The following is a 16,143-nucleotide window of genomic DNA, read 5'->3' as shown; positions in this document are numbered from 1 at the left end:
TTATCGCAATAGACTAGTGCCAGCCGAAAAATGTGACTGAATTAATCCCAGTAGAAAGGACTAGACCGAGGCAACTTCTTCATCGGTCAGATAACGCCACTCGCCGGGTGCCAAGTCATCGTCTAACACTATCTTACCGACGCTTTCTCTATGCAGACCAACAACTTTATTGCCTACGGCAGCAAACATACGCTTCACCTGATGATACTTACCTTCGGTAATCGTTAAGCGGGCATGATGTGAGTCAATAATCTCAAGCACAGCAGGCTTGGTCAGTCCATCTTCATTTCTCAGCTCAACACCTTGAGCGAACGTCTCGACTAATGAGGCATCGAGTTCGTCGGTTAATGTAACCAGATAACACTTGCCGCAATCTTTCTTTGGCGAAGTGATCTTATGAGACCATTGACCATCGGTTGTTATAAGCACTAGCCCAGTGGTATCGATATCTAACCTACCGGCAATATGCAAAGTATCTGCTTTTTCGATATCGAGCAGGTCAATGACCGTTGGGTGTACCTGATCGAATGTGGCACAGATGGTCTCCGCGGGTTTATTCAGCATCAGAAACCTTGGACCAACAACAGAGATAACCTTCCCATCTAAACAGATAGTCTGCCCAACTTTTACTTTAAAACCTGAATTTTTAACCACTTCACCATCACAAGTCACATCACCACGGTGTAACGCCTTCTTTGCAAATGAGCGAGTGAGCTCAGTCGATTCACAGATAAATTTGTCTAAACGCACTTAAATTTCTCAAGTTTAAAATAAAAAGTGGCGCCATTATGAAGGGCTATCGCCTAAAGGGCAAAGCTTTAACAGACTAGACAAGGTATCACCTCAGTCGGCTAAGCTTCAGCATGGATGAAAATTCAGGAATAATTTATCGTTAACGTGAAAGGAAACCTTTACTTACACATGTTGCCCCTAATTTTCACGCGTTCTAGCCCTTGCACCTTGTTTACATTCCCCAATTAGACTTAACATGTGTGCCAGTATATCGTTTACTCCCACATTTTTGGGCATTGGGTATAGCCGTCAAGTTGTAACATTTCACTCGGTTATCGAAGCAAACAGTGGCTCAGCAAAGACACACACAAAATAAGTGACATAAATATAAATGACCCAAGAATGGGCAATAAAGGAAACAGCATGAAGAAAGTACTCGTTGGGGGCCTATGTGCCTCACTGATTGTAGGCCTGGCGGCATGCAATAATAAGGAAGCAGAAGTTAAAGCCCCTGAAACCAGTAAGACAGAAACGGCAACGGCCGTAGAGAAAGCATTAACATCAGGAATCGACTTCGCTAACTTCGATAAGTCTATTCGTCCTCAAGATGACTTCTACGGTTACGTTAACGGTACTTGGCTTAAAACTACCGAAATCCCAAGTGATAGAACCAGCACAGGTGCTTTTTATGATCTTCGTGAAAAGTCTCGTGACGATGTTAAAGCCATCATCGAAGAAGTCGCCGCAGCGCCTAATCTTGTAGCCGGAAGCGATGAGCAAAAAGTTGCCGACCTATATCGCTCATTTATGGACACGGACACAATAAACCAACTAGGCACAACACCAATTCAAGCCGAGCTGGATAAAATTGACGCCCTTAAGACTAAGTCCGATCTCGTCAGCTACTTCGCCCACAGTCAGATCATAGGTAGCGGTACACCACTTGCTTTCTATATCGATGTTGATGCCAAAGACTCGAGCCGCTACGCCACACACATTTGGCAATATGGCCTCAGCCTGCCAGAGAAAGATTACTACTTCAACGATGGCGAACGCTTCGTCAATATTCGTAAAGCCTTCGTCGAGCACATAGAAAAGATGTTCACCATTGCAGGCTTTAAAGATCCTAAAGCCAGTGCAGAGCATGTGTTAGCCTTAGAAACCGCCATATCTAACAGACATTGGGACGTTGTGGAGACCCGTGACAGCACTAAGACCTATAACCTTTATCAGGTTAAAGACTTAACTACACTAGCACCTGATATCGATTGGACTGCTTACCTCACAACTTTAGGTGTCCAAGATCAAGAAGATATCATCATCAATCAGCCAAGCTTCATCGAAGGCTTCAATGATGTCCTTAAAGCCAATGAGCTGTCGACCTGGCAAACTTACATGAAGTGGCAATTACTGACTCATTTCGCTGGTGAAATGACAGGTAAACTGGATCATGAAAACTTCGAGTTCTTCTCTAAGACACTGAATGGCCAAGCAGAGCAACAGCCTCGCTGGAAGCGTGGTGTGAGCACAGTCAACAATGTATTAGGTGAAGTTGTAGGTAAAGTTTACGTTAAGCGTCACTTTGCTCCAGCAGCGAAAGAGCGCATGCTAGTTCTGGTTGAGAATCTACGTGGTGCCTATGGCACCAGTATCGACGACTTAGAATGGATGAGTGCCGGTACTAAGGTCGCCGCCAAAGACAAACTGGCAAAATTCGATCCTAAAATTGGTTACCCAGATAGGTGGGAAGACTATTCTAAGCTGACTATCAAGGCCGACGACCTTATCGGTAACAACATTCGCGCCAATGAACTCAGTCACGAGAAAGAGCTTGAGAAACTTGCCGGTCCTATCCGTAAGTGGGAATGGCACATGACGCCACAGACGGTGAATGCCTACTACAACCCGACCATGAACGAGATTGTATTCCCTGCAGCCATCCTTCAACCGCCTTTCTTCAACATGCAAGCCGACGATGCGGTTAACTATGGCGGCATAGGTGCGGTTATCGGCCACGAAATGGGCCATGGCTTTGACGACCAAGGTGCCAAATTTGACGGCGAAGGCAACATGCGTGACTGGTGGACAGAACAAGATCTCTCAGAGTTCGCCGCTCGCGGTAAAGCACTCGTCGCTCAATATAATGGCTATGCAGTGTTTGACAACCTTAATGTGAACGGTGAGCTTACTCTAGGTGAAAACATCGGCGATCTTTCCGGCGTGACTATCGCCTATAAAGCGTACAAGAAATCACTCAATGGTAAAGAAGCACCTGTTATCGATGGCCTAACTGGCGATGAGCGTTTCTTCATCGGTTTCACTCAGATCTGGCGTGCTAAGATCAAAGAAGAGTCTATGCGTAACCGCGTCGCCACCGACCCTCATTCACCGGCTAAGTTCCGTTCACTGGGCGCCTTGTCTAACATGCCTCAGTTCTACACGACTTTCGACGTGAAAGAAGGCGATGCCATGTATATAGCGCCAGAAAAACGTGTAAAGATTTGGTAATAACCTGAAATTATTTATCCTTTTAAAAGAGTGCCTTAGGCGCTCTTTTTTTATGTCTTTTGAAAAGTATGCCAAACATGAATGAAAGTTAATTTGCCGTTCAGCCTAGATTAAGCTGACTAGGCATAAATTGGATACATCGTTTAGTTTTACTTCATATTTTTTCAGGTAATGAGGCTAATTTGATGTTGATAAATAGTATGAATCGCTTGTTCCGCACTTTCTTTATTTTCCTTCTCCTGCTGTCCACCCGGACGGGATTTGCTGCCACAAACGAATTTCAGTCCAATATTAAAGAGAAGAGTGATTGCTATGCCGTCAGGCAAGCAATCAGTAAAGATCTCTTTGGACTCACATCGATATCAAGCCTCGAATACCATCCGCCCAGACAGACCAGCACAGATCTCGACGCCCTCTACTCCCAAGCGCAAACGGCTCAAGACGAATTGGCACAAATTTTAAAACAGATCTCAACAGGTACTCAGATTGAGACACAAGTTCCAGGCATTAAGAGCTATTCCAGAGCCAGCGAGAAGGTCAGTAGTAAACTTGATGGTGATGCGAGTCTACTCACCGATCTTGCCCGAGCCAGCATAGTAACCAAGAATATCCATGACTTGGTCACTGCCTATGAGGCCTTAACCAGTCAAACTCAGATCATCAAGGTCAAGAACCGCTTCGCTTCCCCTAAAGACTCAGGATACCGGGATCTCAATGTGCTCATCAGACTACCTAAGTCTCAGATGATTGCCGAAGTTCAACTGCACTTAAGTGAGATAGCTAACATCAAAAATGGTGCCGAACATCAGGTCTATGAACGAGTGCAGTCCATAGAAACAACCGCCATGAATCAAGATAGGGCATTGAACGATATTGAGCAGGCTCAGATAACGCGTCTTCGCCAAGTGTCCCACAAGCAATATCACAAAGCTTGGCTACAATATAAACGCATCGATGCAGCAAGTTTGATCACCGCATCGGCCGCCTAAGCGCTAACAATACACACTCAGACAAGATATACTTGAGCCCATAAACGTATAATCAGCGAAGAGACAATGCACGAAATCATAGAGCAACTTCAGGAACTAAGTGAAACCGTTCCAACTCCTTTAGAACTGGCTACATTTGAACAAATTGTAGTGGTCGAAGAGGAGATTTTAATGCCTCTTCCTGCCGAGCTAAAGGAGTATCTACTCTATGCCAGCGATGTTATCTACGGAAGTCTGGAGCCGGTAACTGCCAGCGACCCATATTCCCACACCTACCTTGCCGAAGTGACTGCCTACGCCTGGTCAATCGGCATGTCACGAGAATATGTCGCCATATGTCAGCAGGGCAATAGCTTCTACTGTATCGATCAGGAAGGTCAGGTCATGCTCTGGAGCGAAGATGAGCTCGAAAGTGAAACTTGGGATTCATTTTGGCAATGGGCGGAACATGTCTGGTTACAGAGTTAAGCCTCAGTTCTAGGTTCTAACGCAGCACATTTATCTATCCGAGCACAAGTATTTCAAGCACTAAATACTTGAATAAGGCTTGGTATAGACACTCAATATTTATGGAAAAATAATGTCAAACAATGCTGGCTTGAATGCCATCGAATTTAAGTTTTTACGTCTGTCTCTGGGTCTGACACAGGCTCAGGTAGGCGAACTCAGCAAAGCCAGTGAAGCAGATGTCATCGCCTGGGAAGCGGGTAAAAAGCCCGTATCGGGACTAGCGGAGAAGAAGCTGTTAGAGATCGATGAGATCATCGAGATGCAAGTGCTCAACACCTGTGATGGCATCGAAGAACTATTCAAGCAGGAGCCTAAGCGTCGCCTTAGTTTTGTCGTCTATCCGACTCAAGGCATCTACGCTCAATATAACCCAGAGTTCTTAGGCTCACTGCCCCTGACCGAACTTTATAGCACATCTGCTTGGCGCATCAAGAAAGAGTGTAAGCTAGTGCTTGAAGTGGACGTGACGCTAGTGGCACTCGACGTCGAAGCCTACAAGGCTTACCGCGAGAAAGAAGACTTAAAAGAGAGCCGCGAGATCCGAGCGAAATGGGCGGCGACACAGATATAGTTGCAAGGTTCGAGAAGCGTAAATAAAAAAAGCATCTAAATCGATGCTTTTCTCTTTTTAAGCGCTCTCTATTCAAGAGATGGTTCAAACATACGGTTCATAAGCATTTTTAGCTAAATGTTATTCTGCACCTGCCATCTCTTTCTCTAGTGCTTTCGCCATGGCTGGTCGCTTAGACACTCTGTCACGGTAGGCCGCTAGTTTAGGCGGAATAGTTTGCTCGAATCGCGTCGCCCACACTAAAGTGTGCGCCAGTAAGATATCGGCGACGCTTAACTCATCGCCTAATAAGAAATCAGACTCTGGAAGCCAATTTTCGGCAATAGCGGCCGCCTTATCGAACTCCCACTTCGCCACAGGAAACATGCTCTCTTGCCGTATTTCTTCAGGCAAGGCAAACTTGTGTTTGCCTATAGTCCATAACGGCTGCTCAAGCTCAGTGATGATAAAACTCACCCACTTATGATGCAAAGCAGAGGCATCGCTGCCAGGTTGTGGTAACAGCTTTCTGTCGCCATACTTCTCGGCTAGGTGCAACACGATAGCAGCTGACTCGGTCACCACCAACTCATCATCGACTAATGCAGGAACCTTGCCGCAAGGGTTCACAGCAAGAAAATCGGGGCTGCGGCTATCGCCTTTGGCAAAGTTAATATAGTGATACTGCCAATCCAAACCCAGCTCTTCTAAGGTCCATGACACACGTAGTGAACGACTTCGGGGTACTCCATATAACTTGATCATTCTCACTCCCATAATGACGTACTAATAAAAAGGCTATACCTAATACCAATCGGTATAAGATGTAGCCCCTAACAATATACTCAAATTCAGTTAACTTGAAAGATTAAAAATTCATCGTCAGCTTAGTATAAATATATCGGCCCAAGGGATTATGCACCGCCATCGCATAACCATAGAGATCGGCATCACCATCACCGATGGCGAATGGTGGCTCTTCGTCAAACACGTTATTCACGCCGACACTCAGCTTAAACATCTCGCTGAAGCGATAAGAGCCCGACATATCCACCAGAAGCTGAGATTCGACGGTACGTGTCTTATTGAAATCATCAAACTCCCCGATGTAACTCAGGTTAATATTGGCGGCAAAATCATCCATCATCCAGTTTGTCGTCGCCAACCAACGGTTCTCGGGATACTCATAGCCACCGGTATAATCGACGGACTCGACACCATTATCTTTCTCAAAGTTATGCATATAACTCCACTCTAAGCCAAACTTTATGTCGCCATAACTATCCAGCTCCAGCCTATAATGGGCAGAGACATCCATACCCTGCACTTCTTGGGAACCCAAGTTCACGAAGCTTGAATGAATAACATCGATTGGCCCCAAGTTCTGACCCGGTTGAGCGGCCGAGCGTTCACAGATACTGCTATTTTGATCGTTACAGTTTGCATCATAAATATCGCTCAGCAGTAACTTGTCTATCTTGTTATCCTGGACGATGCTGAAAATATCAAAACCCAGATCGAATTGCTGACTCGGTGCCCAGATCATGCCCACGTTCCAGGTTTCTGACTCTTCGGCTTCCAGATCAGGGTTACCGGCAAATACCGTGTTATAGTCCAGTAATTCACAATCCACACCATCTGCAGCACAGCGATATTTATCGATAAAGAAGTTACTCTCCTCTGATGGGCCTAAACCTATCTGAGCTAAAGATGGCGCCCTAAAGCCTGTAGACCAAGATGCTCGAGCGGTAAGATCTTCTGTCATTCCCCATTGGAACGCGACCTTAGGATTAGTGGTCGAGCCAAAATCGCTGTAATGATCGTAACGTCCCGCCAGTTGTAATTCGAAGTTATCGGTCAATGGGATAGAAAACTCTACATAAGCCGCATACTGATCCCGAGCCGCCTGTGCCGAAACCGCTTCGGTACCGAAGATCAAACCTCTTCTGAACTGTTCATCGGGTACATCGCTGACATCTTCCTCCCGATATTCTGCCCCCGCTGCCATCATTATGTCACGACCCGCTAAGGTAAATGCCTGACCGGTAATGCTGGCATCATATGAAGTAATATTAGATTCACCTTGGCGCACTAAGCTCGTGGTGATGCGGTCTATGACTTCTTGAGGGTTATAGGTGCCACCGAAGGGGTTATAGTTGCCAGCATCGATCTCTGCTTGCAGATAATCGGTTCTTACCCAGCCCTGAGATCGGTCACCCGTCTGGGTGGATTTACTGCGCCCTCTCTGGGCGGATACTTCCCAGTCCCAGTCATTGATCATGCCGCGAAGCCCTACCACTAATCGCATAGAGTCAGACTCAATATCCCAGCGGCGAGCCCCGGCATCGACGGTACGATAACGACCAATCTCTATATCCTGGCCCCAGGGGTTATCCGGATGAGTACCAGGAACGGTAAGACCCGCATCTTCATCGAGAGGAGTGGGTGCACCTCCCGCTTCAGAGGTATTGTGTTGCACCGCGAACTCTAAGAAGGCTGTCAGCTCGTCATTAAAATCATAATCGAACTGCCCGATAGCGCCTACACGCTCAGATTTAGGAATGGTGAGGTTGTATGGGCCATAATCAAACAGACAGCTACCGCTTTCAGTTGCCGAATCAGCAGGACAATCAGGGTCGATAGTCTTGACACCATCGACATAAAAATACCCGGGAAAACCACGGGATGAGCGATAATCTTCACCGCCATAAGGACTCTGGTTCGCCGTACCGAAACGCCCCATTTCACTGGCGGCCAGTGTATCGTTCTTAAAATAATCCAAGATAATCGACGCACTGCCCTTTTCAGACTTTATCCCCCAAACTAAACTGGCTGTCTGCTCGCCGTAATCAGTACCGGTCGCATCCCCGAAGCCCAGATTGATCTCTATGCCCTCAATGTCTTTCCTAAGCACAATATTGACCACACCAGCGATAGCGTCAGATCCATAGATAGCGGACGCGCCATCTTTGAGGATATCGATACGTTCGATTGCTGATACAGGTATGTTATTGATATCGACGAACGAATTGGTAATGCCCTCGGCAAAAGCCGAGGCGGCAACGCGGCGCCCGTTAATCAAGACGAGTGTGGCATCGGGACCTAGTCCACGCAGACTGATCGAGGCACCACCATTTGCTGTAGAATCTTGGCTGTTACCACGCGTTGAAAATGCACCTGCGCCGTTGGCAGGCATACGCTCGAGTAATTGCTGCAGGTTATCGAACCCCATATTAGCAATGTCTTCCTTACTGATCGATTGAATAGGCGATGGCCCTTCGATATCGGTACGTTTGATACGCGATCCCGTCACTTCGATTCGTTCGACGGTTTCAGCTGCCGCATGTAGGTCATTAGCGAACAGAGAGGTGATAGCCAGCGCGCACAGGCTAGGTGTTATTACTTGCTTCATTGTTATCATCCTTTGATATTATTATTTTTCAATCACTTGACTACAACAAATTTCAGTCAGACTACTGATTACTCGTGCAAGTACTAACCTAATGCCTAAATTAGGGAAGTCAAATAAAGCAGCGCCTTAGACATAAAGAGTTACAAACTCTATCTAAACGGCCTAGAGGAGCAGAGATGACTAACTTACGCAAATATAGGCACGCTCCTCACTTGAAGCGCTGGGAGATGAAGGAGAAGCTAATGGGAAATGTTTAAATGAAGATGTAACGACGCTCCGGGCGACCCACGGTGCCATATTCGATATCGGCCTTCACCCTATCGACAGACAGCAGATATTCCAGATAACGCCTGGCCGTGGTTCGACTGATCCCAATGCTGTCCGCCATCACTTCCGCCGTATATGCGGTAGCAGGATCGTGCATGAAAGCATTAATAATCTTTTCCAGAGTCAGACTATCGACTCCCTTTGGCAGAGACAATTTTTCACTTTTATCAGAACCAGCACCAGATCTCAGTTCTTCACCATGTTGCAGACCAAAGAAGAGATCCACATCTTCCTGCTCGAACGCCTGTCTGGTCTCAAGTTTATTTGAATAATCCGCGAAACGTTGCAGGGTCTGATTCAGACGTGAGAAAGAGATGGGTTTAAGGATATAATCGAATACACCAGAAGCGACAGACTTTTGGATAACCTCCACATCTTTAGCGGCCGTTAACATCACCACAGTCGGCGTATTTTCCTTTATCTCTTGACGAATATACTTGATCACATCCAGGCCGCAACTCGAGTCCAGACTAATATCCAAAAACACCAGTTCCGGTGCGAAGCAGTCTATGACATCTATCGCCTCAGTCACGTTCGAGGCGATGCCTATGACCTCATACTCTTCTCGTTTGTTGATGGTTTTGGCCAAGATCGTGGCAATCCTGGCATCATCCTCAACTATCAGTACATTTTTCACTTTCATCATAATACCTTGTTATTGTTATGTTTATCATCGGTACTGCTTGCTTATGACCGTTTTCCCAGCTGCTTGGGGATATACACGGTCATTATGGTACCGCCTCCCTTGGCATTAGATATAGATATCGACCCGCCTAACTGAGCCAGTGCATTCTTTACCAGGTACATGCCGATGCCATGGCCCATCTCGGCCTTAGTGGTTTCGCCTAATGCAAAAATATTCGCTTTCAAGTCGCTCCCTATACCGCCGCCAGAGTCAACAACTTCAAATATGAGGTCATTACCTATATCTGTCATATGTAAATTAACCATGTGAATTTTAGCGCTGTTTTTAAGGCTGGCATCGAAGGCATTATCTATGATATTTCCCAGAATCGTGACCAACTTTTCTCTGGGTATATGCACTGGAATATCATTGAGGCTACTATCTGACTCTATGATAAATTCAATATTACACTCTCGGGCTTGATTGTATTTACCCAGGAAGAACCCCGCCATCACAGGATCTTTAATGGTAGTAATCAAAAACTCGATCATCTCCTGATAACCTGAGCTTTCACTGGTGATCAATTCCAGAGCCTCATCGACGGAGCCAATTTGAATAAGGCCTCCTATGGTATTGAGCTTATTAGAATACTCATGGGTCTGCACTTGTAACATGGTCGAGAACTGCTGCACCTGAGACAGTTTTCTACTCAACACCACTATGTCATCCTTGAGCCTGAAGCTAAGCACGGCTCCCTTATTTTCGCCGTTAATCAACAATGGGGTCTTAGTTAAGATCATCAACTGACCATTGATATCCACCTCGATATCCCGCCAGGATACCTCGGCATTATCGGCGCTCAGCATGGGAGACAGTGACAGCAGATCATCGATAGCACTGCCGACAATCTTGTCTTTGTCTACATCACCGATAAGCTTCAATGCAACCGGATTGACACTGGTTATAACTCCCGCTTCGTTGATCACTATGATAGCCTCAAGAATAGAGGCGAGCACGGCCTTACGTTCGGTATAAGTACGGGCAATCTCTTCGGGTTCGAGCCCGAAGATATCATCTCGGTAGCGTTTGGATATATAGATGGTTACCCCCACTCCCGCCAGGAGTATCAAGCCAAAGAAGAAGTTTAAATTACGCTTAAACTTATCTACGACCTTATCAATATCCTCTTCGAGAAAACCTACCGATACCAGACCGATTATGTCTCCCTGTGGCGAGTAGATAGGGCTCTTACCGCGAACCGAGATACCTAAAGACCCCTTCGCCTTTGAAATATAAGACTCACCATAGATTAAGGCTTGCGTGTTGTCTCCGCCCACCATCTTCTTGCCTAACTTGCTCACGTTTGGATGAGAATAACGAATCCCATCGATATCACCGACAACGATGAATCTGGCTTCTGTGTTATGACGGATAATCTCTGCGAAGGCTTGTACCGAGGCACTATCCTTATTGATAAGCCCTTGAATAATGATGGGATGATGGACTAGTGACTTGGACAAGGCTAAGGCGCGTTTGCCAATCTGCTCTTCCAGATTGGTTTGCAGGCTATAGGTGGCAACGAGCCCTAAGCCAAAAGTTTGGATTACGATCAGGCTCAGGGAGAAGAAGGCCAGACGATTATGCAAACCTAAATTTTTAAACGTTGAGACGATAGAGATCATAAATTTATCCTAGTCGAAAACTCCTTTCTCGAACTCGCGTCATGGATACAAAATACGATAATAAGTTTTCTGTTAACGATTTGTCAAAAAAAGTAACGTAAGAATAAAGAGTGTAAGCCGCACTCAACCGCAGTTCTTACGTTACAAAACTTGATTGGAACTCTTTTTAATTCACTTCTGCAGTCTTTTTTCTCCCTCTTCTTAAAAGCTCAGATATCTTAGGTAGCAACAAGATCAATGACGCAACGATCAGAATTGTCAGGGTAATGGGTCTGTCCCAGAGGAATGAAATAGAGCCATCGTAGAGTGTTAACGAACGACGCAGGTTCTGCTCTAACATGCCGCCCAAGATAAAGCCTAAGATCAAAGGTGACATGCCGAAATTGAGTAACCTGAGACCGATGGCAATCACAGCGAAACACGCCATCATAAAGATATCGAAGGCGTTAAACGATACCAGATACACACCGATCAGAGAGAAGAACAAGATCAACACAGTAAGCAGTTGCTTAGGCAAGGCTAGTGCCTTGGCGATGTAAGGGATCAGCGGCAGATTGATAAATAGCAGTACGATATTTCCCAGATACATGGACACTATAACCGACCAGAATACCTCTGGGTTATCGATAAACAGTCTTGGACCAGGCTGAATACCATAGGCCATCAATGCCCCTAACATAACAGCTGTGGTCCCGGAACCTGGTATCCCTAAGGTTAACAAGGGCACAAATGAGCCGCTACAGGCTGCATTGTTGGCCGTCTCAGGGGCCGCCAATCCACGTAGGCTACCCTTGCCGAACTTTAGTTTCTCTTTAGCCGATGCCAGATTACGCTCCAGACCATAGGCCAGAAATGAAGCGATAGTCGCACCCGCTCCCGGCAGCACGCCGACGAAGAAACCCAGTACCGATGAGCGCGCCACGGTAGGGGCCACCTCTTTGATCTCTGCCCTAGTTAATTTCAAACTGCCGACCTTAGTCGAAACAGCTTGCTCTATCGATGTTAGATCACCTTCTTTGGCCTTGCTCTTAGCTATGATAGACATCAAAGCTTCCGAGAGGGCAAACATGGACATGGCAATTAAGAGAAAACTGATCCCATCGAGAAGATCTATCTGGCCGAAGGTGAAGCGCTCGACACCGGATGCCTGATCCGTGCCTACCGTCGCCAACATCAATCCTAGGAGAGTCATCATGATCGATTTAAGAAACTGTCCCTTATTGGAGAAAGCCGCTATCGCAGTGAGTCCCAATACTAACAAGGCAAAATAATCCGGTGACTGAAAGCTCAGTGAGACCTTAGACAACATGGGCGCGGCCACCAGCAGGAAAACCGCCGCGATAGTGCCGCCACAGAAAGAAGAGTAAGCCGCCAATGCCAACGCCTTACCCGCTTGGCCTTGTCTCGCTAAGGGATAACCATCGAACGAAGTCGCAACGGTGCCGGCAACTCCCGGAGCATTGATCAAAATCGATGAAGTAGAACCACCAAAAATAGCACCGTAATAGACACCAGCCATCAAGATCATCCCGGATGATGGGTCGATACCATAGGTGATGGGGATCATCAGGGCAATTGCCGTGATAGGACCTAGCCCGGGCAACATGCCGATAAATGTGCCGACGAAGCAGCCGAAGATAACAAATAAGATGTTCTGCATCGAAAATGCAGTCTCTAAACCCAGTAATATTCCATCATGCATAGTCTTAGCTCCAGATGTCGCCAGTTGAAAGATAGATGCCGAGTAACTGAGTCATGATCGCCCAGAAGACAATCACCACAGGCACCGAAGCGACGAAGAGGATTTTAGGTCGGCGCTCACCTAAGATGAGATAACCGATAATCAGGAAGACTATGGTAGACAAGATGAAGCCCAGAGCTTCTATGGTGCCGCCATAAAAAAACATCAAACCGATAAGCGCGCCGCACTGAGTCCAGCCCTTGCGGTCAAAATAAGGTCTGTCTTTATCTCCCGCCTTTAAAGATGCCGACTTCCTCTCTTCAACTATCGCTAGAAATAACCCCAGAGCCGACACCAGCATGGCCGTAATAGCATAGATCTTCGGCATAGTCTGGGAGGTGAAGACATCGTATTCTTCACCTGGATATAGGGGGATTTGCGTGGCGTAGTAGCCATAACAGGCGCTAAATATGAAAAAAAACAACGCCCCAAGCTTGTCTCTACTGATATTCATAAGATTCACCATTTATAGTATTTTTTAATTAGGTGTTATCCCTGCCTACAGCATACAAATATGCTGCAGGCAGAGAAGCTGTGCTTTGTGGATCTTGCTTATGTCTTTATCTTAAGAAACCTAATTCCTTCATCAGTCCACCGATCACTTGCTCCTGATTCTCGAGAAACTGATAGAACTCGGTATCTGGATTATAGAGATTGACCCAGCCATTACGGGCCTTAATCTCATTCCATTCTGGGGTTACCTGAACCCCGCCCAGTAACTTGGCATAGGCAGCAACTTTCTCATCAGACATAGAAGGAGCTGCGAAGAAACCACGCCAATTAGCGAAGACCACGTTATAACCCAGCTCTGTCAGAGTCGGCACATTTGGTACTGCCTCGACACGCTTTGGTGATGTGATGGCGAGAATGCGTACCTCACCACTCTGGGCCATATTTAATGCCTCACCGACGCCGGTCGACAAGATAGCCGTCTCACCCGATAGCAAACCCGCCATGGCCTTACCGCCGGCGTCATAAGCCACATAAACCAGACGTTTCACGTCAACATCGCCAGCCTGCATCGCCATAGCAGCAACTAAGTGATCTAAGCTGCCTCGAGCCGAACCGCCAGAGAACTTCACCTTTCTAGGGTTCTTCTTAAATTCAGCAACCACTTCATCCCAGTTCTGAAACTTTGAATTAGCACGGACCACGAAGGCACCATAATCGGCAATGGTTCCCGCCACAGGTTTAAGATCCCTAAAGGACTGTGGAAACACCTTAGTCAGTGAACGAACGACAATCGGTGTCGAGTTCACCATCAAGGTATCGGTCTGCTTAGCCGCAGTTTCAATCATGTAAGCGATGGCCTTACCACCGCCACCACCGGACATGTTCTGATAAGAAGCATTTTCTATCATGCCGGATTTAAGCAAGGCCTCGCCTGTGCCTCTGGCAGTGCCATCCCATCCACCGCCTGGTCCACCAGGAATGAGAAAGTGGATCTTACTTGTATCGATACTGTCGCTCGCATTCGCCGCGCCCATTCCCATGGTTAGCATCACAGCAGCTATGGCACTCGAGGTAAATGTTGTCAGTTTCATGACGTTCTCCAAAAATTAAGTTTGATGACTCTGTCTAAAAAATTAAATGCTCTTGGCGCGAACCTAGTGTTCGCACCGATTTACCGATGCACTCATTTAGAAAAGATATTGCGCTCTTAGTGTCATCGCATTACCGCTGTCATAATCCCCAACTAAAGCCTGAGTGCCGGGACCACTGACATCAGACATCAAATAGTTAGCCATAAACTTGATTTTCTTATTGAGGTAGTAGTTCACCCCTATGGTGGCCACATCGGCCTCTGTACCTTGTGTCTCCGAGGTGGCATCGAAGTTACTCATGCGAGCAAAGACTTCCCATGCACCATAGGTAGAAAGTGGTGTCGGTGAGCTAAAAACGCCGCGTTTAGCATATTTACGGCTCTCGCCTGTGATGAAGTAACTGGCTGTCACATAATAACCATCGAAAGAATCATCGTTGATCGAGTCGACCGCCTGCACATCTCGCTTAGCGTATTCAGCCTGCAAAGACATAGGGCCATATACCCCGGCAAACTCCAATCCCCACTGCTGCAGATTGTCCACCGCATAGGTATCCCCGCCTGCCGCATAGTCCACCAGGCGTACATTGGTCTCGCGAACCTCACCGCGAGCAAATTTAGCCGACAACTTATTGCCGCCCATATCACGATGGGAGCCCCACAAGCCAAAGTGCAATACTTCGCCATCATTATGAATCGGAGACCAAGTCAAACGACCTGTGTAGGAAAGTGCTAACTTATCGTTTTCATCTTTGCCAGTGGCGCCAAATGAGCCGCCCTTGTATGCACCTATGGCGTAGCGTAAACCTGAATCTTTGAAATATTGATACGCCGCCACACCATATTTAAAATAAGGAGACATGGTATTTGACAACATGGAGCGTGAGATCCCCGTGATGTGCTTACTACTGGTCAGAGCTTCCATGCTGATATCTTCACGGATCTTACCTAGCTTAATCACCGGCCCCCCCTTGAAGCCCTTGTACCGCAGGCGCGCCATGGTGATCTCGGCGCCTTCCGAAAAATCGAGCAGTAACTTATAATCCCAGTTATCTGCTTGACCTTCTACATAGGTTCTTATGCGTCTGGGAAACAGATCTGAGCCTGTTTCACCGCCATTATCGGCATTGTAAGCGCCATCAAATGCGTTGTAATCGAGCTGGAAACGTCCGCCCATTTCGAAACTGTATTTGCCATCTTTACTGACAACTTCTAAGCCACCGCCAGAGGTCGATATTTCACTAACGGATAGCTCATCTAATTTTTCACTTAAATTTGCGACTTGCTGTTTTAAATCTTCTATTTCACTATTATCATTCGCTAATACCGATGTTGGTATGGCAAAGACACTTGCGACAAGTATTGCCAAGTTTGTTAATTTTCCTAATCTACCTTTAATAGAGCGAGTGTGGCTTAACTTACTGTTTTGATAGGCCATGAGGGTCCCTTCCACTTGTTGAATTATTTTTATTTTCAATCGCTTGCTATATTCGCCGATTTAAAATCAGAGTCATGACTGCGCAA

At 46.5% G+C, this 16,143-nt stretch carries 13 protein-coding genes; 4 read left to right on the top strand and 9 right to left on the bottom strand.

The genetic code is table 11. The features are described from left to right. Positions 1-60: 60 nt before the first annotated feature. Positions 61-750 carry a 16S rRNA pseudouridine(516) synthase RsuA gene (rsuA, locus tag FS373_RS11865; RefSeq protein WP_144045267.1) on the bottom strand — a complete coding sequence of 230 codons (690 nt, stop codon included), beginning with the start codon at positions 748-750 and terminating at the stop codon, positions 61-63. Between the two features lie 405 nt (positions 751-1,155). On the opposite strand from rsuA, the gene FS373_RS11860 reads away from it, so the two are divergent. From FS373_RS11860 to FS373_RS11845, 4 genes are all read left to right on the top strand, one after another. Then, positions 1,156-3,240 (top strand): M13 family metallopeptidase, encoded by a 2,085-nt coding sequence (locus FS373_RS11860; protein ID WP_152829494.1) that lies wholly within the window; start codon positions 1,156-1,158, stop codon positions 3,238-3,240. A gap of 200 nt (positions 3,241-3,440) precedes the next feature. Next, positions 3,441-4,229, top strand: a complete 789-nt coding sequence (locus FS373_RS11855) for a RelA/SpoT domain-containing protein (RefSeq protein ID WP_185977057.1) — start codon at positions 3,441-3,443, stop codon at positions 4,227-4,229. A gap of 66 nt (positions 4,230-4,295) precedes the next feature. Continuing rightward, positions 4,296-4,697: an SMI1/KNR4 family protein gene (locus FS373_RS11850; protein WP_005498794.1), complete on the top strand. Its 402-nt coding sequence runs from the start codon at positions 4,296-4,298 to the stop codon at positions 4,695-4,697. Positions 4,698-4,809: 112 nt separating this feature from the next. Next, positions 4,810-5,310 (top strand): DUF4447 family protein, encoded by a 501-nt coding sequence (locus tag FS373_RS11845; RefSeq protein WP_152829492.1) that lies wholly within the window; start codon positions 4,810-4,812, stop codon positions 5,308-5,310. A gap of 120 nt (positions 5,311-5,430) precedes the next feature. On the opposite strand, the gene FS373_RS11840 is transcribed toward FS373_RS11845, so the two are convergent. From FS373_RS11840 to FS373_RS11805, 8 genes are all read right to left on the bottom strand, one after another. Then, entirely contained in the window at positions 5,431-6,054 is a 624-nt protein-coding gene (locus FS373_RS11840; protein WP_144045262.1) for a glutathione S-transferase family protein, read from the bottom strand. A gap of 103 nt (positions 6,055-6,157) precedes the next feature. Beyond that, positions 6,158-8,701, bottom strand: coding sequence for a TonB-dependent receptor (locus tag FS373_RS11835; protein WP_144045261.1), 2,544 nt, complete (start codon positions 8,699-8,701; stop codon positions 6,158-6,160). Positions 8,702-8,954: 253 nt separating this feature from the next. Further along, complete coding sequence (locus tag FS373_RS11830; protein WP_152829491.1) at positions 8,955-9,674, bottom strand: response regulator; 720 nt, start codon at positions 9,672-9,674, stop codon at positions 8,955-8,957. Between the two features lie 41 nt (positions 9,675-9,715). Further along, a complete protein-coding gene (locus FS373_RS11825) occupies positions 9,716-11,335 on the bottom strand; it encodes an ATP-binding protein (protein WP_144045259.1) in 1,620 nt (539 codons plus the stop codon). Between the two features lie 166 nt (positions 11,336-11,501). Further along, entirely contained in the window at positions 11,502-13,037 is a 1,536-nt protein-coding gene (locus FS373_RS11820) for a tripartite tricarboxylate transporter permease (protein ID WP_152829490.1), read from the bottom strand. A gap of 4 nt (positions 13,038-13,041) precedes the next feature. Then, positions 13,042-13,530 (bottom strand): tripartite tricarboxylate transporter TctB family protein, encoded by a 489-nt coding sequence (locus tag FS373_RS11815; RefSeq protein ID WP_152829489.1) that lies wholly within the window; start codon positions 13,528-13,530, stop codon positions 13,042-13,044. A 106-nt stretch (positions 13,531-13,636) separates the two neighbouring features. Further along, positions 13,637-14,620 (bottom strand): tripartite tricarboxylate transporter substrate binding protein, encoded by a 984-nt coding sequence (locus FS373_RS11810; RefSeq protein ID WP_152829488.1) that lies wholly within the window; start codon positions 14,618-14,620, stop codon positions 13,637-13,639. A 96-nt stretch (positions 14,621-14,716) separates the two neighbouring features. Continuing rightward, on the bottom strand, positions 14,717-16,057 hold the full coding sequence (locus FS373_RS11805; RefSeq protein WP_144045255.1) for an OprO/OprP family phosphate-selective porin: 1,341 nt from the start codon (positions 16,055-16,057) through the stop codon (positions 14,717-14,719). Positions 16,058-16,143: the final 86 nt, after the last annotated feature.

It is taken from the genome of Shewanella sp. YLB-07 (assembly GCF_009377275.1).
The sequence above is the reverse complement of the archived record's forward strand: the minus strand, read 5'-3'. Positions and strand labels throughout refer to the sequence as shown.

Coding starts and splice junctions, on each gene's coding strand:
- FS373_RS11860 (WP_152829494.1), top strand. CDS start 1,156: ATGAAGAAAGTACTCGTTGGGGGCCTATGTGCCTCACTGATTGTAGGC.
- FS373_RS11855 (WP_185977057.1), top strand. CDS start 3,441: ATGAATCGCTTGTTCCGCACTTTCTTTATTTTCCTTCTCCTGCTGTCC.
- FS373_RS11850 (WP_005498794.1), top strand. CDS start 4,296: ATGCACGAAATCATAGAGCAACTTCAGGAACTAAGTGAAACCGTTCCA.
- FS373_RS11845 (WP_152829492.1), top strand. CDS start 4,810: ATGTCAAACAATGCTGGCTTGAATGCCATCGAATTTAAGTTTTTACGT.
- FS373_RS11840 (WP_144045262.1), bottom strand. CDS start 6,054: ATGATCAAGTTATATGGAGTACCCCGAAGTCGTTCACTACGTGTGTCA.
- FS373_RS11835 (WP_144045261.1), bottom strand. CDS start 8,701: ATGAAGCAAGTAATAACACCTAGCCTGTGCGCGCTGGCTATCACCTCT.
- FS373_RS11830 (WP_152829491.1), bottom strand. CDS start 9,674: ATGATGAAAGTGAAAAATGTACTGATAGTTGAGGATGATGCCAGGATT.
- FS373_RS11825 (WP_144045259.1), bottom strand. CDS start 11,335: ATGATCTCTATCGTCTCAACGTTTAAAAATTTAGGTTTGCATAATCGT.
- FS373_RS11820 (WP_152829490.1), bottom strand. CDS start 13,037: ATGCATGATGGAATATTACTGGGTTTAGAGACTGCATTTTCGATGCAG.
- FS373_RS11815 (WP_152829489.1), bottom strand. CDS start 13,530: ATGAATATCAGTAGAGACAAGCTTGGGGCGTTGTTTTTTTTCATATTT.
- FS373_RS11810 (WP_152829488.1), bottom strand. CDS start 14,620: ATGAAACTGACAACATTTACCTCGAGTGCCATAGCTGCTGTGATGCTA.
- FS373_RS11805 (WP_144045255.1), bottom strand. CDS start 16,057: ATGGCCTATCAAAACAGTAAGTTAAGCCACACTCGCTCTATTAAAGGT.